The sequence below is a fragment of the Streptomyces sp. NPDC050743 genome (genome assembly GCF_044456925.1).
Classification (GTDB): domain Bacteria; phylum Actinomycetota; class Actinomycetes; order Streptomycetales; family Streptomycetaceae; genus Streptomyces.
Window position 1 is genome coordinate 80,951 of sequence record NZ_JBITGJ010000009.1, and the last position, 18,095, is coordinate 99,045.

An 18,095-nucleotide genomic window follows, 5' to 3' on the forward strand; every position below is an offset into this window, starting at 1 on the left:
CGGCAGGCGCCTCACCGCCCGATGAACTGCGGCCCCTGCGGAGGCAACCGGAAGTTCGGATCCACCGGCCCCGCCGGCACCGGCACCGCCGCAGGCTGGGGGTATCCGTACGCCGGCTGCGGATAGCCGTACGCAGGCTGTGCCGGCACCGAGGACGTCGGCGGCTCCGGAGACACCGGCTGCTCCGGCGGCAGCGGCTGGGCGGCACTCGGCTCCTCCGCCCCCTCGGACTCGTCCACCGAGATGCCGAAGTCCGTGGCGAGCCCCTTCAGCCCGTTCGAGTAGCCCTCGCCCAGCGCGCGGAACTTCCAGCCCTCCCCGCGCCGGTACAGCTCACCGCAGATCAGCGCCGTCTCCGCACCCGTCTCCGGCTTGATCTCGAACCGGGCCAGCGGCTCGGCGTCGGCGACCGCCGCGTCGTACAGCAGGATGCACAGCGCGGGCACCCGGTCGAAGGTGATCCCGTCCGCGGACGCGACCAGCAGGATCCGGCCGACGTCCGGCTCGACGCCGGGCAGGTCCGTCTGGATCGTGTCGGTCAGCCCCTCGGCGATGCGCTTCTTGCCCAGCCGCCACACCTTTCCCGAGGGGTGCCGGGGCTGGTTGTAGAAGACGAAGTCCTCGTCGGAGCGCACACGGCCGTCGGGGCCCAGCAGCAGCGCCGAGGCGTCCACGTCGGGGACCCCCTGCCCGGGCGTCCAGCGCAGCACGGCGCGCACCGTGTCGGCTTCCAGCGGGACGTTCGACCCCTTCAGCATCGCGTGCGTCATGCGGTCATCCTGCCTTCTCGGTCCTGGCCACGACAATGCGGGGGTGGTGACCCAGCGCGCTGCCGACATGGGCGAGTTACCGGAAATTCATGCCCGCTGGGAACCTCTGACACAGATCCCTACGTACTATTACCGGCCACCCTTTACCGAACACTGAGCCTCGGGCTCATCGCCCTGGGGGAGTTCTATGCGTCATTTCGGGCACATCGCCCCCGAGGTGCGGCAGCGCCTCTTCCACCGGGAGCCGTGCGCGTTCACCGCCGACTCTCCGGCCCGGCTGCTCGCCGCCGCCCTCGGCGCCACCCTGTACAGCCCGGCCACCCGGCCGCGGCTCGCCGACGACATCGTCAAGCAGGCCGGGAACGGCGTGGTCTCGATGGTGCTGTGCCTGGAGGACTCGATCGACGACGCGGACGTCGTGGCCGGCGAGGAGAACCTCGTCCGGCAGTTCGCCGACCTGGCCGCCCGGCCCGGCGTCGAGCCGCCGCTGCTCTTCATCCGGGTGCGCACTCCCGGACAGATCCCCGACCTCGTACGGCGCCTCGGCCCGTCCGTGCGGCTGCTGTCCGGCTTCGTGGTGCCGAAGTTCACCGAGGAGCGCGGCATCCCCTTCCTGGAGGCCCTGACGGCCGCGGAGGCGCTCAGCGGGCGCCGGCTGTTCGCCATGCCCGTCCTGGAGTCTCCGGAACTGCTCTACCGGGAGTCCCGTGTGGACACCCTGGAGGGCATCGCCCGCGCGGTCGACAAGTACCGCGACCGGGTGCTGGCGCTGCGCCTCGGCGTGACCGACTTCTGCTCCTCCTACGGCCTGCGCCGCGCCCCCGACATGACCGCCTACGACGTGCAGATCGTCGCCTCGGTGATCGCCGACGTCGTGAACATGCTGGGCCGCGCCGACGGCACCGGATTCACCGTGACCGGGCCCGTGTGGGAGTACTTCCGGGTCTCCGAGCGCATGTTCAAGCCGCAGCTGAGGCAGAGCCCCTTCCTGGAGGTGCAGGCCGTCGAGCTGCGCGAGAGGCTGATCGAGCACGCCATGGACGGACTGCTGCGGGAGATCTCCCTCGACCAGGCCAACGGTCTGCTCGGCAAGACCTGCATCCACCCCTCCCACGTGCTGCCCGTTCACGCGCTGTCCGTGGTCAGTCACGAGGAGTACAGCGACGCCCAGGACATCCTGCGGCCGGAACGCGGCGGCGGGGGTGTACTTCGCTCGGCCTACACGAACAAGATGAACGAGGTGAAGCCGCACCGCGCCTGGGCCGAGCGGACCCTGCTGCGCGCCGAGGCCTTCGGCGTGGCCCACGAGGAGGTCGGCTTCGTGGAGCTGCTCGCCGCCGGGATAACCGGATGAGCCGGGATCTCGGGCTGGTCCTTCCCACATCGTCCAAGGAACGCATGAAGAACGCAGTGAACGACGGGGTCTGGTCCGGCAGCTGGGTCGCCGAGCGGCTCGGGGTCGAACTCGTGGGGGACGACGGCCTGCGGGCCCTGCTCGGGCTCGCCCTGCGGCGCAATCCCAAGCGGGCCCATCTGCTGGTGTCGAACGTGCTCGGCAAGCACGTTCCGCAGTCGCCGACGGTGGTGTACGGACACGGCTACCGCCTGGGCCGGCGCGTCCATGAGCTGCTCGGCGAGGCCGAGGCCGCCGGTGCCGTGGTCCTGGGGTATGCGGAGACCGCGACGGGACTGGGCCACGCCGTGGCCGACGGGCTCGGTACGGCGCCGTATCTGCACTCCACGCGCCGGCCGGTGGCCGGGGTCGCCCGTGCGGGCGGCTTCGAGGAGAGCCACTCGCACGCCACCTCCCATCTGCTGCTCCCCGAGGATCCCGGCCTGCTGACGGCAGATGGTCCGCTGATCCTGGTCGACGACGAGTTCTCCACCGGGAACACGGTCCTGAACACCATCCGTGAGCTGCACGAACGCTGTCCGCGCAAGCGTTACGTCGTGGTCGCCCTGGTCGACATGCGCTCGCCTGAGGACGCCGACCGGATGGATCGATTCGCCACCGAGATCGGCGCCCGGGTGGACCTGGTCGCCGCCGCCACCGGGACCGTACGGCTGCCGGAGGGTGTGCTGGACAAGGGGCAGCGGCTGGTCGCCGAGCACGACCAGCGGCACGGCTCGCCCGAGCCGTCGTACGGCCGTGTCACCCGGGTGGAACTCCACTGGCCCTCCGGCCTCCCCGACGGTGGCCGGCACGGCTTCACGCCCGCCCACCGGGCCCGCCTGGAGTCCGCGCTGCCCGCCATGGCCGCCCGGACGGCCGAGGCCCTGCCCGCCGACGCCCGGCGCGTCCTCGTGCTCGGCTTCGAGGAGCTGATGTACGCCCCCCTGCGCCTGGCCCGTGAGCTGGAGCAGGTCGTCTCGGCCGAGGTGCGGTTCTCCACCACCACCCGCTCGCCCGTCCTGGCGCTGGACGACCCGGGGTACGCGATCCGCACCCGGCTGGTCTTCCCCGCCCACGACGACCCGGCCGACGGGCCCGGCGAGAGGTACGCCTACAACGTCGCGGGCGGCGGCTTCGACGCCGTCGTCGCCGTGGTCGACTCCGTCGCCGACACCCCCGCCCTGCACGCGCCCGACGGCCTGCTGGCCCAGCTCGCCGCCCACACCCCGCACGTCCTGCTCGCGGTCGTCCCCTCGTACGCACCGCACGCCTTCGAAAGGCCGGCCATGCTGCCCGAGCCCCTCCGCGGCCCCGCATTCTCCTCGTACGCGCCCGAGGAGGTCGGCTGGCTGCTCCAGGACCTCTCCGACGTCACGCTGGAGGCGCCGACCGAGGAACGGGAGGAGGCCATCCAGAGCGGCGGCGCGCACTACGCCGAGTCGCTGCCGGTGGAGTACCAGCCGAGCGAGCAGTACCAGGAGCTGTTCCACGCGGCGCTCGACGCCTCGGCCGTGAGGATCGCGCAGGCGGTCGGCGTGGTGACCGAGGCCGTGATCGCCGAGCGGTCGCCGCGCCCGGTGCTGGTCTCGCTCGCCCGCGCGGGCACGCCGGTCGGCGTCCTCATGCGCCGCTGGGCCCAGTTCCGGTACGGCCTCGACCTGCCGCACTACGCGGTGTCGATCGTGCGCGGCCGGGGCATCGACGCCAACGCGCTGCGCTGGCTCGCCGCCCACCACGACCCGCGGGACGTCGTGTTCGTCGACGGCTGGACCGGCAAGGGCGCCATCACCCGCGAACTCGCCCAGGCCGTCGAGAAGTTCGAGGCCAAGGAGGGAATCAGCGGCTTCGACCCGGAGATCGCCGTACTCGCCGACCCGGGCTCCTGTGTGCGCACCTACGGCACCCGCGAGGACTTCCTCATACCCTCCGCGTGCCTCAACTCGACCGTCTCCGGGCTGATATCGCGGACCGTCCTGCGCGCGGACCTGGTCGGCCCGAACGACTTCCACGGCGCGAAGTTCTACCGCGAACTCGCCGGCGCCGACGTCTCCGTGGCCTTCCTCGACGGCGTCTCCGCCCGCTTCCCCGAGGTCGCCGACACCGTCGACACCGCGGTCAAGGAGCTGATGGCCGAGGACCGCGCCCCGTCCTGGGCCGGCTGGCGCGCCGTGGAGCGGATCAGCGAGGAGTACGGCATCCACGACGTGAACCTCGTCAAGCCCGGCGTCGGCGAGACCACCAGGGTGCTGCTGCGCCGGGTGCCGTGGAAGATCCTCGCGCGCTCGGGGGCCGGCGCCGACCTCGACCACGTCCGCCTGCTCGCCGAACAAAGGGGTGTCCCCGTCGAGGAGGTCGGTGAACTGCCGTACACCTGCGTCGGGCTGATCCACCCCAAGTACACGCGCGGTGCCACGGGCGCCGACGGCAAGGCGGTGAACGTCTGATGCCGGTGCTGGTGGCGAGCGATCTCGACCGTACGCTGATCTACTCCTCGGCGGCCCTCGCGCTGACCATGCCGGACGCGCGGGCGCCCCGGCTGCTGTGCGTGGAGGTGCACGAGGCCAAGCCGCTCTCCTACATGACGGAGACGGCGGCCCAGCTGCTCACCGACCTCGGCGACACGGCCGTCTTCGTGCCGACGACGACCCGGACGCGCAAGCAGTACCAGCGGATCAACCTGCCCGGGCCGCCCCCGAAGTACGCGATCTGCGCCAACGGCGGCCATCTGCTGGTCGACGGCGTGACGGACGCCGACTGGCATGGGAGTGTGCTCGCCCGCCTCGCGGACGAGTGCGCGCCGCTGGCCGAGGTCCACGACCATCTGATGCGCTCGGCGGACCCGGTCTGGGTGCGCAAGCACCGCATCGCCGAGGATTTGTTCACCTACCTCGTCGTCGAGCGCGAGCTGCTGCCCGAGGAGTGGGTGAAGGAGCTGGCGGTGTGGGCGGAGAACCGCGGCTGGACGGTCTCGCTCCAGGGCCGCAAGATCTACGCCGTCCCGAAGCCGCTCACCAAGAGCGCGGCCGTCCATGAGCTCGCCCGTCGCACCGGCGCGGACCTGACCCTGGCGGCGGGCGACTCCCTCCTGGACGCCGACCTCCTCCTCGCCGCCGACCGGGGCTGGCGCCCGGGGCACGGAGAACTGGCCGACGCGGGCTGGGCCGCGCCAAAGATCGCGGCGCTTCCGGAGCGGGGGGTGCTCGCGGGTGAGCGGATCCTGCGGGAGTTCTTGAAGGCGACGCGCAGGCCGACCCCCTGAGGGGCGCGGGGAACGACGTGACAGGCCGCGCGACGCCGCACCCGAGGGGACGGCGTCGCGCGGCACCCCGATGGGCGACTACCCGCAGCAGCCCCCGCCGCAGCAGCCGCCCCCGGCCTGCGGCGCAGGCGCGGAGGCGTTCTGTGCGACACCGCCCACGGCCACGGTCGACAGCAGCTTGACGGTGTCGCCGTGCCCCGCAGGGCACGGCGCGGGGGCAGCCGACTCGGCCATGGGACGGCTCAGTTCGAACGTGTCGCCGCAGGTACGGCAGCGGTACTCATAGCGAGGCATGCGCACAGGTTAACCGGCGCCCCCGGTGGACGGGCCGGCTCCGAGCTCACGCTGCTCGCTGTCCATCGCGTCGGGATGGCGGGCCCGCCAGTACGGATTGTCGTGCGGCAGGGTCGAGCCGACTCGGCCGTACATGCCGAAGGTCATCAGCAGCAGGCCCACGATGAAGCTGAAGAACACGTTCTGGATCTTGAACGCCAGGAAGTTGTCCGGGGTGTCCAGCAGGGCGAGGTTCAGGAAGCCGTTCAGCAGGAACAGCACCCCGAAGACCATGTTCAGCGTGGACGCCACGTTTCCGCCGATCACCATGCCGGCGAGCAGGATCGCCCCGACGACGATCGACAGCACGCTCAGCGTTCCGTTGGTGTTCAGCCCGGCGACCGTGTCACCGCCGGTGTCGAAGAAGCCGATGTGGTTGATCAGACCCAGGATGCCGAAGGCGACGAGGAACGCGCCGATCAGGCCCGCGCCGATCCGGTAGACCGTGTTCAGCCGGTGGTCGACGGGCAGGTGCTCGTCGAACCGGATCCGCCGTCGCTCCTTCGTGTGCACTGCGTGTGCGGCCATATCCGCCTCCCTCGGGCGCTAGCGGAGGCCATCCGTCCATCCAATATCCGCCGACCCGAGGGCGCCCTGCAACCGGCACACAGCCCGCACTCCTACGGTGGGACCCCGCTCAGTGCCCCCCGCGCTCTTCCCGGATCCGCGCCACCACCCGCGCCGCCGTCTGCCGGACGGCCTCCGTCTCGGTCAGGAAGTGCCAGTAGTCGGGGTGCCGGCCGCTCTCCAGCGAACCGATCGCCCGCTCCAGCCGCGCCACCGCGTCGTCCAGCGGCCGGGCGTGCCGGGGATCGGGGGTCGTACGGCCGGTCATGGCCAGCCGCTGGGCGTCGCGGATGGCGAACCGGGTCCGCTCGATCTCCGCCTGCGGATCCTTCTGCACCTCGTTCAGCCGCCGCAGCCGGTCACCCGCGGCGGACACGGACTCGTCGGTGGTGTTCAGCAGGGCCCGTACCGTCGACAAGAGCGATGTGGCGTCGGGCCAGCGCTGGGCGTCACGCGCCGCCTGGGCCTCGCGGAGCTTGAGCTCGGCCTGCCGTACGTTCTCCGCGGCCTGCTCGGGCACGTGCTGCAGGTCCTGCCAGCACGCGGCCGCGAACCGGCGCCGCAGCTCGCTCAGCACCGGGTCCACCTGCCCGGCCCGGGTGGTGAGCGCCTGGGCCCGGGTGCGCAGGCTGACCAGCCGGTGGTCGAGCTCGGCGGCCTTCTCCGGCAGCCGTTCGGCCTCCGCCCGGATCGCCCCGGCCTCCCGCTGCACGCGCTCGGCCCGCTCCACGGTCTGTGCCACGCCGTGCTGCCCGGCGCCCTGGTTCAGCTTGGTCAGCTCGGGGGAGAGGGCCGCGAGCCGCCCGGCGAGGTCGTCGGCCCGCAGTCCCTGCTCCCGTACGGCGTCCAGGGCGTTGCTCGCGCCGAGCAGTGCCTGCCGGGCCCGCTCCACGGCGGGCGCCAGCCGGGCCAGCTGGGTCTCGGCCTTGCCGAGCAGCGGCCCGAGCGAGCTGCCGAAACGGTCCAGCTCCTGCTTGACCCGGACCAGTTCGTCCTTGGCGGACATCAGCTCCGAGCGGGCCCGGGAGGCCGCGGCCGCCTCCAGGTCGTCCCGGTCCAGGTCATGGGCGTCGACGGCCTGGATGTAGCGCTGGCTGGCGTCGTCGATGCGCTGCCCGAGCGCCGCGAAGTCGGTGACGGCACGGCGGGCGGCGGGGGAGTCGTCCACGGCCGTGATGGTCTCGATGGAGATCCGCAGGTCGCGCTGGGCGGTGTCGAGTTCGTAGAACGCGGCCGCCGCGGCGTCCTTCGCGGCCTGCGCCTCGGCCCGCTGGCTCTCGGCCCGGCCGCCGAACCAGCGCCGCGTGCCGCCGCCGGCGAAGGCGGCGGGCAGGGCGAGCGCGGCCAGCAGCGGCAGGCCGAGCAGGGTGAGGGTGTCGCGCAGGGCCGTGGACCCGGACCGGGCCCGTACGGTCGACGGCGGGTACGACCGCGTCGCTGGCGTGCCCGGTGTCGCCGTCACATCCCTCTCCCGTGCTGTGTCCGCCGTGGGTGGTGTCATTCTCCCACCCGTTGTAGACGAAACACACGGGCCGTTCAGTTCGCGCTCGGCGCTCTTACTTTCCCGTGCGGACCGTGACCTCTCCGTCCGTGGAGTGGGCCGACACCCGGTGCGGGCTGCGGTCGTCGCGGGGCACGGACACCGACACCGCGCCGTCGTCGGAACCGGCCGAGACCCGGTAGGCGCCCCGGGGCACGGCGACCGTGACCGAGCCGTCGGTGCTGGAGGCGTCCACCAGGTCGGGCACGCCGGACAGCAGGACCTCGACGGAGCCTTCGGTGGAGCCGGCCCTCACCCGGCGCGAGGAGACGTCGGCGCGCACCGAACCGTCGGTCGAGGTCAGGTCGAGCGGCCCGCCGGAGTCGGTGACGCGGACCGAGCCGTCGGCGGTGTCGACGCTGAGCGGATCCCGGAACCCGTGCGCCCGCACGCCGCCGTCCCCGTTGCCGACCTTCACGCTGATCCCGCGCGGCACCTCGATCCGGTGCCGGGCCGAGCAGTGGGCGACGAAGCCCGAGCAGTGCACCCGCAGCACCAGGCGGTCGTGGCGGTCGTCCTGGAAGGACCACCGCAGCGTCGGATCGTGGCCGACGACGACGGATCCCTGGAACCACCGGGTCACCTCGATCGTGCCGGCCTTCACGGAGTCGGTGGCGACGACCTCCAGCGCGGAGTCGTCGGAGTCGATCGTGAGGGTGCGGCCGTGCAGGGCGAAGGACCGGTGGTCCGGGTGCGTGTCGTCCCCGGCGGAGGCGGCGCCGCAGGCACTGACGGTCGCGACGAGCACCCCGGCGACGGCGGCCGTGGCGGCGGCGCGGACTGGAACGGAACGGGTCATGCGGGAACTCCCCCTGGGGATTCGGTCTGCGAGGACCGTAAGGGGGCCGGGGCGGGCGGGGCGATGAGGACGGCTACCGGACCGGTGGTGGGGATAACCCCCGCACACCGTGCGATACGGGTTTGCCGTGCACGGGTAGCGGCAAGGTAGGCTGTCGACTCGTCCTGGGCGCGTAGCCCGGGGTGTCCGGGTGCGTAGCTCAGGGGTAGAGCGCCTGCCTTACAAGCAGGATGTCGGCGGTTCGAAACCGTCCGCGCCCACCGATGGAGCCCCCGGCCGTACGGCCGGGGGCTCTTGTCATTCCTCTCCTGACGGCTGCCGCTTGTGTGCGTGCTTGAGCCCGGTGCGGGCGTCCATGCGGTCCGCTGCCGTGACCTCGGCCCAGAAGCGGTGCGTGGTGATGAAGACCGCGAGTTCGTGCTCGCGGCGGCGCAGCTTCTCCACCTCGGCCTGTTCGTCCGCCGTCCAGCCCGGGGACGCGGGCCGCTCCACCTTCCGCCAGCCGGTGTCGTCGCTGAAGCCGTCCATCGGCTCGACCGACCAGGGCAGGCGCTTGAGCAGGGCCGACAGCTCGGCCCGGACCTGATGCAGCTCCTCCTGACCGGCGAGGAGGTCACTGGGGAATTCATAGGTCGTAGCCACACGCCAATGCTACGCCTGTTCGATTTTGGGGGGCGAGTTCGGTTGTGAGGTTCACGCGAACGGGTGGGCCGGGGCCGTGTGCGGTGCCCGCCGGTCGGACTCGCCCAGGTGGGCGGAGAGTTCGGCGTCCAGGGTCCTGACCTCGGCCGTGCAGGCGGCCAGGAGTTCGCGGCCCCGGTCGGTGAGCGTGAGCGCCTGGCGGCGGCGGTCCCGGGGGTCGCGCACCCGCTGCACCGCGCCGAGGGACTTCCAGTGGTCGGCGAGCGGCACCACCAGGCTGGGGGCCACGCCGAGTTGGCCCGCCAGGTCCTGCCGCGAGGCGAACGAGCCCCGGCCGAGGGCCGTGAGCGGGCCGACGTGCCTGGGCTCGAGCCGGTGGCGCTCGATGCGCTCGGCGAAGCGATCGCTGATCGTCGCGCCCGGCGTGCCGAGGTGATCGGCCTCCTCAACGCGCTCGCCTCGGGGGCGGCGGCAGCCGTCGGGGTGGCACAGCCGGGCGGCGCCGCGATCGGCGCCGCCCGCCGCAACACCGGCATGCTCATCACCGCGGGCGGCACTCGCCGTGGTGCATCCGGTGTCGGCCCAGTGGCTGCTCACCCACCGAGCCGACGGACGTCCTCAGTGGCCGGCGGCCCGCAGTTCGTCCACCAGGCGGGCCGCCACCGGCACCGGCACGCCGTGCCGGTCCGCCGCGCGCAGCAGCGCCCCGCCGATGGCGTCGAGTTCGAGCGGGCGGCCCGCCTCGGCGTCGCGCTGCATGGACGACTTGGCGCCGGGCGGGAAGGCGTCGTACCGGGCCAGTGCCTGGGCCGGGTCGGCGGGGGCGCCGCAGGCGCGGCTGACCGCGGCGGTCTCGGCGACCAGGGACTCCAGCTCCTCGCGGTGCCGGGTGCGCGCCTCGCCGAGCGGGAGGCCGTACCGCGTGGTGAGCAGGGCGAACGGAGCGAGGAACGCCATCTTCGCCCACAGGGCCGCCGTCTCGTCCTCGACCACCCGGGCCGTCACACCGGCGGAGACGAGGGTGGCCGCGAGGGCGTCGAGACGGGCGCGGGGCACGGCGTCCCCGGCCAGGTCGATCTCCGTGAACGGGCTGTCGTGTTCGATCACCCCCGGGGCGACTCGGGTGGACTCCACGCGGATCACGGCGGGCGCCACCCGGTCCGCGCGGTAGCGGGCGCGCAGGGCGGCGGGGTGCTCGACGCCGTTCAGCAGCGGTACGAGGAGGGCGTCGCTCAGCGCCTTCGGCGGCACTCGGGTGAGCGCGGCGTCCAGGGCGGTGTGCTTGACGGCGATCAGACAGGCGTCCACCGGTTCGCGCAGTGCGGTGTCCGCCTCGACGGGAGCGGTGAACTCGCCGAACTGCGCGCTGCGGACCGTGATTCCGGTACGGCGCAGGGTGTCGGCCGTACGGTCCTGGGCCAGGCAGACGACGCGGTGTCCGGAACGGGAGAGCAGGGCGGCGAGGAGGCCGCCGGTGCCGCCGGGGCCGAGGACGGCCACGGTGTGCTCGGTGGTCATGAGGAGGTTCCTCTCGTCGGTCGGCCCCGGGAGTCGGTGGCCGCCTTCGACGCGATCCTCGCACCGGGGTGGAGTGTGCGTGAGACTGGGGTCATGTGCCGGAGTATCAAGACGCTGCGTCCGCCCGTGCTGCCCAGCGAGGCCACGGAGGAGGACATCCACGCCGCCGCGCTGCAGTACGTGCGGAAGATCTCGGGATTCCGGGCCCCCGCCACGCACAACCGCGAGGTCTTCGACCGCGCGGTGGCCGCGGTGGCCGAGGCCACGGCGGAACTGCTCGCGGGACTGGAGGTGCGGGGGCAGTCGGCGCGAAGCGCCCCGTAGGGCGCGCCCGTAGACCCGTACGACGGGCGACTCGGGCCATGAATAAGGGCGTTGGGCCAAGCGGGACATGGTGAGCCGCGCCGTCCGCGTACCGACGGCGGATGACTGCCCGCGCCCCCAACTCCGCGCCTGATCGGTGCCGTACCGCCTGATGGGCCGTCAAGGGAGCGCGGAGCCGGTGTCATGGCCGAATGTTGAACTTGCAAGCATTGATTAGGCTGCCCTAACCTGGGTCCCTCGTTCGGTACCGCCGCACCCCCACGACCGGCCACTCCTGCGTCCCCGGCCGGCCCGACCGTCACCGAAGAGGAGAACCCCCCTCATGACCGCACGCCTCAACTCCGCTCAGCCCTATGCCCTCGGGCTCTTCCGCATCGTCGTGGGCCTGCTCTTCGCCGTGCACGGCGCCGCGTCCCTCTTCGGCGTCCTCGGCGGCGCCGCCGGCACCCAGGGCGGCACGATCCCGGCAGGCACCTGGCCCGGCTGGTACGCGGCCGTGATCCAGCTGGTCGCCGGCGGCCTGGTGCTGCTCGGCCTCGGCACCCGCGCAGCCGCGCTGCTCGCCTCGGGCTCGATGGCGTACGCCTACTTCGACGTGCACCAGCAGGCCGCGCTGTGGCCCATCCAGAACGGCGGCGAGCTGTCGGTCCTGTTCTGCTGGGCCTTCTTCCTGCTGGTCTTCACCGGGTCCGGCGCCTTCGGGCTCGACCGGCTCGTCGCCCGCCGCACCGCCGCGGACGGCCGGGCCGCCGCCGAGCGCACCCCGATCGCCGCCTGACCCCGGACGGCGCCCTTCCCCGCCACGAGGGGGAAGGGCGCCGCCCGGTCGCCGGCCGGCTACGACTTCCCGCCGAACGGCACGGTGACGCAGGCCACTCGGCTGCCCTTGGTGCCGGGCTCGCTGTGGATCACCACCGAGCCCGCCTGGCCCTTGCGGAAGGCCCAGGTGTGCTTGGCGGTGGCGCGGCCGATCCCGTTCGCGTTGGACTTGAAGTCCAGCCAGACCTCGTTGTCCTTGTTGACGTGAGCGGCATCCGTGCCGGACTGGTTCTGGTAGTGCTTGCCGGCGGCGGCGGGGTCGGCGCCGCAGGCCTTCTGGTGGACGTGGACCCCGTAGAGATGGTTGGGCTTGACGCCGGCCACCCGCAGCTCGACGGTCGTGGCACCGCTCGGCTGCGTGTTCTGCCGGACCTGGACCAGGGAGCCCGCCGGGACGAGGCTCTGGTCGTACACCACCGCGTTCGACTTGACGGTCGCGTTCGGAGGGGAGAACACGCCGTAGGTCTCCAGCGCGGAGCGATGGGCGGTGCCTGCGGTCCCGGACGCGAGCAGGGCTGCGGCGAGGGTGCCCGCGTATATGGCTGCTGCCACCATGATGTGCACCTTTTCTGCGCTTATGCGCCGTTTCGTTCGGATGTGTGCCTGACATTTCCGGACAGGTCTCTACCTATTGCTACGGACGTGGCAGGGCTCCGCCGCACAACGTGCGCTGATCGGGTGACAGAGCGTGTCGGACGCCCCTGGACTCGCGCGAGTCCTTGTTCGCCCCCCTGACCCCTTCTGTCGCACCCCCGGCGTACGCTGTCTGGCTGTCAACGGGGGAGCAACGGGAGTCGTGGTGTTCGAGAATGTGGGGGCTCTGGCCGCCGGACCGTGGATCTATGCCGCGGTCGTCATGTCCGTGCTGCTCGACGTGTTCGTGCCGGTGCTGCCGAGCGGCGTGCTCGTCATCACGGCGGGTACGGCAGCGGCGGCGGGCTCGGGTGCGGCGGCCGGCCGGGTCCCGCACAACGTGCCGGACCTTCTGGTCCTGATCCTCGCCGCGGCGACCGCCTCGGTCCTCGGCGATCTGGTGGCGTACCGCCTGGCCTGGCGGGGCGGTGCGCGGCTGGATCGGGCGATAGCGCGTTCCCGGCGGCTGACCACCGCGCAGGAACGTCTCGGCGATGCGCTGGCCCGGGGCGGCGGCGCGCTGGTCGTACTCGCCAGGTTCGCCCCGGCGGGCCGCTCGGTCGTCTCCTTCTGCGCCGGCGCGGCCCACCGCCGCGCCCGCGACTTCGTCCCCTGGTCCGCCCTGGCCGGCCTCTCCTGGGCCGCGTACAGCGTCGCCCTCGGCTACTACGGCGCCCAGTGGCTCGGCGCGACATGGCTGGCCACGGCCGTCTCGTTCGCGGCCCTTTTCGCCGCGGGCGCGGCGGCGGGCTACCTGATGCGGCGCCGCGCCGTGTAGGCGGCCGGCTGTTCGGGCCCACGGTCGCGCGATGCGGGTGCCGGGGGGCCCGGGGGGCCCGGGGGGGGGGGGGGGCGGGGGCCGCCCGCCCCCCCCGGGCGCCCCCCGGGGGGGGGGGGGGGGGGGCGGGGGGGGGGGCGCGGGGGGGGCCCCCCCCCCCGCCCGGCCATGACGGGCCCCCGGCGGTCGCCGTGGGTTCTCAAGCCGTCTCAAGTCCCATGGCGTGGAGCGGAACTCAGCAGCCCGCCAGGTAGTTCGTGAGCGCCGACTTCTCCGCGGAGTCGACGGAGAGGTTGTAGTAGTACTTCACCTGCACCCAGGCGCGGACGTAGGTGCAGACGTAGGCGGACCGGGACGGGATCCAGGTCGCCGGGTCCTGGTCGCCCTTGGCCTGGTTGACGTTGTCGGTGACGGCGAGGAGCTGGGGACGGGTGACGTCGTTGGCGAAGGCCTGCCGCTGCGCGGTGGTCCACTTGCTCGCGCCGGAGTCCCAGGCCTCGGCGAGCGGGACGAGGTGGTCGATGTCGACGTCGGAGGGGGAGGTCCAGGTCGCCCCGTCGTAGGGGGAGTACCAACTGCCGCTCTGGGCCACGCAGGCGGAGTCGGTGACGACGTTCGAGCCGTCCCGCTTGAGGATCCACTCACGGGTGTTGCAGGTGCCCGAGATGGTGATCCAGGTCGGGAACAGGCTGCGGCTGTAGCCGGTGCGGTTCTCCGTGGCCACGGTGAGCTGGGAGAGGTAGCTGCGGGCGGTGCTGGCGCTGACCGGCGTGGGCAGCGCGGCGGAGGCGCTCGGGGAGTCGAACAGGGCGACGGAGGCTATGAGTCCGGTAAGGGCGGCGAGTATGCTCAGCCGTCGACGCGCGTAGAGCCTGGGCATGCGTGAACTCCCTTGTGGGGTGAGGTCATTGGGCGCGAGCCAGGGAATGCTCGCGAGGCGGTGTTGCCGTGGGGTGAGCGTTCGGTAAGAAAGTAGTGACGCGTTCATGTCACAACAAGGTGCATGACAAGAGTCGGTGCTCAACCTTCACATCCCGTACGATGGGGAGCGCAGAAGGGGAGTAGCTCTTCGCCGGACCGTCGACATACTGCTCAGCCAGCCTGAGCCGGCGCCCGGAGGCGGATCCTTACGCAGGCCGCCAGCGAGACCTTCGGCAAGCAGTGCACGTCCGTGTCCCCACGACACGGACGCCGAGTGTGCTGCCGTGCCGAGGTGTCATCGCGTGACGTACCGCACTCTCGGTGGGGCAGCCCCGACCGATTGAGGAACCTTGATCAGCATCACCGTGACGGCGCTCGTCTTCGGCGTCATCTTCCTCGCCGAACTGCCGGACAAGACCGCGCTCGCCGGCCTGGTCCTCGGCACCCGGTACCGCGCGAGCTATGTCTTCGCGGGTGTCGCCGCCGCCTTCCTGCTGCACGTCGTGCTGGCCGTCGCGGCCGGCAGCGTGCTGACCCTGCTGCCCCAGCAGATCGTGCACGCCCTCACCGGCGTCCTCTTCCTCGGCGGCGCCGCGATGCTGCTGCTGAAGAAGGACGAGGGCGAGGAGGAGATCAAGAAGCCCGCCGACCAGTCCTTCTGGAGGGTCGCGGGCACGGGCTTCATGCTGATCCTCGTCGCCGAGTTCGGCGACCTCACCCAGATCATGACCGCCAACCTCGCCGCCCGCTACGACGACCCGATCTCCGTCGGCCTCGGCGCCGTGCTCGGCCTGTGGGCCGTCGCCGGACTCGGCATCGTCGGCGGAAAGGCCCTGATGAAGAAGGTGCCGCTGCGATTGATCACACAGATCGCGGCCCTACTGATGCTCGCCCTCGGCGCGTGGAGCCTGTACGAGGCGGTAGCGGGCTGAGCTTTGACGGGCACGGCGGGCTGAGCCGGGTTGGGTGGCTGGCCGAGCCCCGGGTTCGATCCGGGTGCGGTGGCCGGCCGAGCCCCGGTCATGGTGGCGCGCTGAGTCCCAGCCGCGGTGGCGGGTTGCGGCCCGGGTGCGGTGGCCGGCCGAGTTCCGGTCGGAGGGACCGAGTTCCGGTTGGGGTGGCGGGCTGATTCGCGGTCGGGGTGGCGGGCCTAGCGGCCCGGTCGCGGTGGCTGGCCGGGCCCCGGTCATGGTGGCGGTTTGTGGCCCGGTCGCGGCGGCTGACCGCGTCCTGGTCGGGGGCCGAGTCCAGGTCGGGTGGCTGGCTGAGTCATGGTCCGGGTCTCGGGCTCAGCCCCAGTCGCCGTGGCTGGCCGAGCCACCCGTCGTGGATCCCGGTCGAGCTGAACGGTCGGTGAACCCTATCCGGATGCGCTGGCGGGTTGCGGCCCGGTCGCTGTGACTGGCCGGGCCCCGGTCATGGTGGCGGGCTGAGTCCCAGTCGCGGTGGCGGTCTGCGTCCCGGTTGCGGCGGCTGGCCGCGTCCTGGTCGGGGGCCGAGTCCAGGTCGGGTGGCTGGCTGAGTCATGGTCCGGGTGTCGGGCTCAGCCCCGGTCGGGCTGGCTGGCCGGGCCCGCAGTCGGGGGACGGGCCGAGCCCCTGTCGCGGTGACGGATTGCGCCCGGTCGCCGCCGTGGCCGGCCGGGCCCGCCCGGGCTGGCTGGCCGAGCCTCAGTCGGGGGACCGACTGAGCCCTGTCGGGTGGCTGGCTGAACCCTGTCGGGGGGACGGGTTGAGCCCCAGTCCCGGTCGCGGTTCGCGCCCGGTCGTCGTGGTCGGCCGAGTCCTGGGCGCAGTGGCTGGCGGGGCCCCGTCGGGATCTCGGTCGAGCTGAACGGTCGGTGAACCCTTTCCGATGCGGTGGCGGGATGTGCCCCAGGTTTTGTACCGTGGGGGAACAAAGTGGCTCCCGCCCGTTTTCCCTGACCGGCGGGCGGGGCCGCCTTGTTCCTCCCCTCGGGGTCTTTCGTTCCTGGAGCTGCCGATGACGGCCACCGTCCTCACCGCCCGCGCCCTCCTGCTCGACATGGACGGCACCCTCGTCAACTCGGACGCCGTCGTCGAGCGCATCTGGCGCCGCTGGGCCGAGCGGCACGGGCTGGACGGCGACGAGGTGATGAAGGTCGTCCACGGCCGACAGGGGCACGCCTCCATGGCCGTACTGCTGCCCGACCGGCCCAGGGAGCAGAACCTCGCCGACAACGCGCGCATGCTCGCCGAGGAGACCGCCGACACCGACGGTGTGGTCGAGATCCCCGGCGCGAGCGCCTTCCTCGCCTCCCTGCGCGGTCTCCCGCACGCGCTGGTGACCTCCGCCGACGTCGCGCTGTCCACCGCGCGCATGAACGCCGCCGGGCTGCCGCTGCCGGAGGTCCGCGTCACCGCCGAGTCGGTGGGTGCGAGCAAGCCCGATCCCGAGGGGTTTTTGAAGGGCGCCGCCGAGCTGGGCGTGGATCCGGCGGACTGTGTCGTCTTCGAGGACTCCGGCGCCGGGATCGCGGCGGGGCGCTCCGCCGGGATGACGGTGGTCGGGGTCGGACCCCGCGCCGGTCTCCACGCTCCCGACGTGACCGTGCCCGACCTGACGCGGGTGCGCGTCGAGGCGACGGGTGACGGGACCATCCGGCTGCACATCGGCTGACGGCGCGTCCCGGCTGACGGCGCGTTCCGGCTGTCCTCCGAGGTGCCGCCCACTTCACCGGCCAAGGGCCGCCGCGCCCGCCCTCACGGCTCGGACGTCTCCGCCTCCAGGCTCTCCCGCGTCGCCGGCCCGTACACGCCCAGGGTGTCGCCCTGGATGCCGCGCGCCAGTTGGTAGGTGCGTACCGCGTCCTCCACGGGGCGGGTGAAGTTGCCGTTGACCTGGGCGCCGTAGAGGTTCAACTGCCGCAGCCGCTCCTGGAGTTCGGTCACCTCCGGGCCGTGGTCGCCGCGTTGCAGCACGGGGGCGACGACGGGGGTGGCCCGGGTGGTGGCGGAGAACGTGGGGGAGGCCGGGCGGGTCGTCGTGGTGGACGGGGCCGGCGTCGGTGACGTGGTCGGCGTCGCCGACGGGCTCGTCGGGTTCGTCGGGCGCGGCGGGCTCGCCGAAGCGGCGGGCGGCGGCACCGGAGAGCGCGGTACGGAGGGGGAGGCGGGCGGCGCCGTCGGTGGCGCCGGGCGCGCCGTGCTCACCTGCGGGACGCTCGCCCTGACCTCCTGGGCCGACCGGTCCCGGGACGGCGTGTGGTACGAGAGCAGCCCGCCCGCGACCCCGGCCGCCGCGAGCGCTCCCGCGGCGGACAGCAGGAGGGTACGGCGAGCGCTTCGCCCCTTCGGCCGCGGTGGGCCGTCGTCCGGCTGCCGCGCCGCCGCGGGAGCGATCGCGGCCGACTCGCGTGTCGAGGCACCGTCCAGCGCCTCTTCAGGGCGCCGCACCCCCGGGTCGGCCGTACTCGGCGGCTCCGCCGACGACCGCAGGGGCAGCGTCGTCTCGACGGCCTCGACCTTCACATACGGCCGTATCCGCAGCGGATCGAAGTCCTCCGCCGCTGCCGCCTCGGCCGTACGACTCTCGCGCAGGGCCTCGGCCGCGCGCTCGGTGCAGTCGCAGGACGGGCTCAGGTCCGGGCCTCTCGGCGCGCCGCACTCCGGACACCTGTGGCCCTCGGATTCACTCACGTGTTCGCCCCTCCCCTCACGAACTACAGACCCTATGCGCAACTTCTTCGCATCCGCCGCCGGAAACGCGGGACTCAACAGGCCATAAACGGTGACACCGACCACGATGGAAGAGGTGCATCCAGCCCCGGGAGGTCTTC

Annotated in this window: 19 protein-coding genes and 1 tRNA gene; 9 read left to right on the forward strand and 11 right to left on the reverse strand. The window is 72.7% G+C overall.

Annotated features, from left to right (window positions below):
• Nucleotides 1-11: 11 nt before the first annotated feature.
• Nucleotides 12-770, reverse strand: coding sequence for a TerD family protein (locus ACIBJF_RS12680; RefSeq protein ID WP_399173692.1), 759 nt, complete (start codon nt 768-770; stop codon nt 12-14).
• 187 nt (nt 771-957) lie between these two features.
• Between ACIBJF_RS12680 and ACIBJF_RS12685 the strand changes: the two genes are divergently transcribed.
• From ACIBJF_RS12685 to ACIBJF_RS12695, 3 genes are read left to right on the forward strand one after another with little or no spacing between them, the layout of a single operon-like run.
• The gene (locus ACIBJF_RS12685; RefSeq protein ID WP_399173693.1) at nt 958-2,124 is read left to right on the forward strand and encodes an HpcH/HpaI aldolase/citrate lyase family protein; all 1,167 of its coding nucleotides are present in this window, start codon (nt 958-960) and stop codon (nt 2,122-2,124) included.
• 44 nt (nt 2,125-2,168) lie between these two features.
• Nucleotides 2,169-4,607: a phosphoribosyltransferase gene (locus ACIBJF_RS12690; protein ID WP_399173694.1), complete on the forward strand. Its 2,439-nt coding sequence runs from the start codon at nt 2,169-2,171 to the stop codon at nt 4,605-4,607.
• Complete coding sequence (locus tag ACIBJF_RS12695; protein WP_399173696.1) at nt 4,607-5,422, forward strand: HAD family hydrolase; 816 nt, start codon at nt 4,607-4,609, stop codon at nt 5,420-5,422. The genes ACIBJF_RS12690 and ACIBJF_RS12695 overlap by 1 nt, the downstream gene beginning before the upstream one ends.
• Before the next feature lie 78 nt (nt 5,423-5,500).
• On the opposite strand, the gene ACIBJF_RS12700 is transcribed toward ACIBJF_RS12695, so the two are convergent.
• From ACIBJF_RS12700 to ACIBJF_RS12715, 4 genes are all read right to left on the reverse strand, one after another.
• Nucleotides 5,501-5,716, reverse strand: coding sequence for a zinc ribbon domain-containing protein (locus ACIBJF_RS12700; protein WP_351798146.1), 216 nt, complete (start codon nt 5,714-5,716; stop codon nt 5,501-5,503).
• A 9-nt stretch (nt 5,717-5,725) separates the two neighbouring features.
• Entirely contained in the window at nt 5,726-6,283 is a 558-nt protein-coding gene (locus ACIBJF_RS12705) for a DUF4383 domain-containing protein (protein WP_399173697.1), read from the reverse strand.
• A gap of 109 nt (nt 6,284-6,392) precedes the next feature.
• Nucleotides 6,393-7,784 carry a hypothetical protein gene (locus tag ACIBJF_RS12710; protein ID WP_399173698.1) on the reverse strand — a complete coding sequence of 464 codons (1,392 nt, stop codon included), beginning with the start codon at nt 7,782-7,784 and terminating at the stop codon, nt 6,393-6,395.
• Between the two features lie 94 nt (nt 7,785-7,878).
• Nucleotides 7,879-8,661, reverse strand: coding sequence for a DUF4097 family beta strand repeat-containing protein (locus ACIBJF_RS12715; protein ID WP_399173699.1), 783 nt, complete (start codon nt 8,659-8,661; stop codon nt 7,879-7,881).
• Nucleotides 8,662-8,849: 188 nt separating this feature from the next.
• On the opposite strand from ACIBJF_RS12715, the gene ACIBJF_RS12720 reads away from it, so the two are divergent.
• Nucleotides 8,850-8,921, forward strand: a tRNA-Val gene (locus ACIBJF_RS12720).
• Nucleotides 8,922-8,958: 37 nt separating this feature from the next.
• On the opposite strand, the gene ACIBJF_RS12725 is transcribed toward ACIBJF_RS12720, so the two are convergent.
• Genes ACIBJF_RS12725 through ACIBJF_RS12735 form a run of 3 tightly spaced genes read right to left on the reverse strand, consistent with a single transcriptional unit; the run spans nt 8,959 to nt 10,821 of the window.
• Nucleotides 8,959-9,303, reverse strand: coding sequence for a hypothetical protein (locus tag ACIBJF_RS12725; protein ID WP_399173700.1), 345 nt, complete (start codon nt 9,301-9,303; stop codon nt 8,959-8,961).
• 51 nt (nt 9,304-9,354) lie between these two features.
• Complete coding sequence (locus tag ACIBJF_RS12730; RefSeq protein ID WP_399173701.1) at nt 9,355-9,900, reverse strand: hypothetical protein; 546 nt, start codon at nt 9,898-9,900, stop codon at nt 9,355-9,357.
• Nucleotides 9,901-9,921: 21 nt separating this feature from the next.
• Complete coding sequence (locus ACIBJF_RS12735) at nt 9,922-10,821, reverse strand: ketopantoate reductase family protein (protein WP_399173702.1); 900 nt, start codon at nt 10,819-10,821, stop codon at nt 9,922-9,924.
• Nucleotides 10,822-10,914: 93 nt separating this feature from the next.
• Between ACIBJF_RS12735 and ACIBJF_RS12740 the strand changes: the two genes are divergently transcribed.
• Both ACIBJF_RS12740 and ACIBJF_RS12745 read left to right on the forward strand, forming a co-directional pair.
• The gene (locus ACIBJF_RS12740; RefSeq protein WP_365325431.1) at nt 10,915-11,145 is read left to right on the forward strand and encodes a DUF2277 domain-containing protein; all 231 of its coding nucleotides are present in this window, start codon (nt 10,915-10,917) and stop codon (nt 11,143-11,145) included.
• A gap of 322 nt (nt 11,146-11,467) precedes the next feature.
• Complete coding sequence (locus ACIBJF_RS12745; protein WP_399173703.1) at nt 11,468-11,923, forward strand: DoxX family protein; 456 nt, start codon at nt 11,468-11,470, stop codon at nt 11,921-11,923.
• 59 nt (nt 11,924-11,982) lie between these two features.
• Here the strand turns inward: ACIBJF_RS12745 and ACIBJF_RS12750 are convergent, their stop codons facing one another.
• Nucleotides 11,983-12,519 (reverse strand): superoxide dismutase family protein, encoded by a 537-nt coding sequence (locus tag ACIBJF_RS12750; RefSeq protein WP_399173704.1) that lies wholly within the window; start codon nt 12,517-12,519, stop codon nt 11,983-11,985.
• 301 nt (nt 12,520-12,820) lie between these two features.
• Between ACIBJF_RS12750 and ACIBJF_RS12755 the strand changes: the two genes are divergently transcribed.
• Complete coding sequence (locus tag ACIBJF_RS12755) at nt 12,821-13,375, forward strand: DedA family protein (protein WP_399173816.1); 555 nt, start codon at nt 12,821-12,823, stop codon at nt 13,373-13,375.
• 235 nt (nt 13,376-13,610) lie between these two features.
• Here ACIBJF_RS12755 and ACIBJF_RS12760 read toward each other — a convergent pair whose 3' ends face one another.
• Entirely contained in the window at nt 13,611-14,255 is a 645-nt protein-coding gene (locus ACIBJF_RS12760; protein ID WP_351798164.1) for an HNH endonuclease family protein, read from the reverse strand.
• 391 nt (nt 14,256-14,646) lie between these two features.
• Here ACIBJF_RS12760 and ACIBJF_RS12765 point away from each other — a divergent pair, with 391 nt between their 5' ends.
• Both ACIBJF_RS12765 and ACIBJF_RS12770 read left to right on the forward strand, forming a co-directional pair.
• On the forward strand, nt 14,647-15,228 hold the full coding sequence (locus ACIBJF_RS12765) for a TMEM165/GDT1 family protein (protein WP_351798166.1): 582 nt from the start codon (nt 14,647-14,649) through the stop codon (nt 15,226-15,228).
• A 1,051-nt stretch (nt 15,229-16,279) separates the two neighbouring features.
• On the forward strand, nt 16,280-16,936 hold the full coding sequence (locus ACIBJF_RS12770) for an HAD family hydrolase (protein ID WP_365325424.1): 657 nt from the start codon (nt 16,280-16,282) through the stop codon (nt 16,934-16,936).
• 83 nt (nt 16,937-17,019) lie between these two features.
• On the opposite strand, the gene ACIBJF_RS12775 is transcribed toward ACIBJF_RS12770, so the two are convergent.
• On the reverse strand, nt 17,020-17,955 hold the full coding sequence (locus tag ACIBJF_RS12775; protein WP_399173707.1) for a peptidoglycan-binding protein: 936 nt from the start codon (nt 17,953-17,955) through the stop codon (nt 17,020-17,022).
• Nucleotides 17,956-18,095: the final 140 nt, after the last annotated feature.

Coding starts and splice junctions, on each gene's coding strand:
- ACIBJF_RS12750 (WP_399173704.1), bottom strand. CDS start 12,519: ATGGTGGCAGCAGCCATATACGCGGGCACCCTCGCCGCAGCCCTGCTC.
- ACIBJF_RS12700 (WP_351798146.1), bottom strand. CDS start 5,716: ATGCCTCGCTATGAGTACCGCTGCCGTACCTGCGGCGACACGTTCGAA.
- ACIBJF_RS12680 (WP_399173692.1), bottom strand. CDS start 770: ATGACGCACGCGATGCTGAAGGGGTCGAACGTCCCGCTGGAAGCCGAC.
- ACIBJF_RS12745 (WP_399173703.1), top strand. CDS start 11,468: ATGACCGCACGCCTCAACTCCGCTCAGCCCTATGCCCTCGGGCTCTTC.
- ACIBJF_RS12760 (WP_351798164.1), bottom strand. CDS start 14,255: ATGCCCAGGCTCTACGCGCGTCGACGGCTGAGCATACTCGCCGCCCTT.
- ACIBJF_RS12755 (WP_399173816.1), top strand. CDS start 12,821: ATGTCCGTGCTGCTCGACGTGTTCGTGCCGGTGCTGCCGAGCGGCGTG.
- ACIBJF_RS12715 (WP_399173699.1), bottom strand. CDS start 8,661: ATGACCCGTTCCGTTCCAGTCCGCGCCGCCGCCACGGCCGCCGTCGCC.
- ACIBJF_RS12735 (WP_399173702.1), bottom strand. CDS start 10,821: ATGACCACCGAGCACACCGTGGCCGTCCTCGGCCCCGGCGGCACCGGC.
- ACIBJF_RS12705 (WP_399173697.1), bottom strand. CDS start 6,283: ATGGCCGCACACGCAGTGCACACGAAGGAGCGACGGCGGATCCGGTTC.
- ACIBJF_RS12685 (WP_399173693.1), top strand. CDS start 958: ATGCGTCATTTCGGGCACATCGCCCCCGAGGTGCGGCAGCGCCTCTTC.
- ACIBJF_RS12690 (WP_399173694.1), top strand. CDS start 2,169: ATGAAGAACGCAGTGAACGACGGGGTCTGGTCCGGCAGCTGGGTCGCC.
- ACIBJF_RS12770 (WP_365325424.1), top strand. CDS start 16,280: ATGACGGCCACCGTCCTCACCGCCCGCGCCCTCCTGCTCGACATGGAC.
- ACIBJF_RS12695 (WP_399173696.1), top strand. CDS start 4,607: ATGCCGGTGCTGGTGGCGAGCGATCTCGACCGTACGCTGATCTACTCC.
- ACIBJF_RS12740 (WP_365325431.1), top strand. CDS start 10,915: ATGTGCCGGAGTATCAAGACGCTGCGTCCGCCCGTGCTGCCCAGCGAG.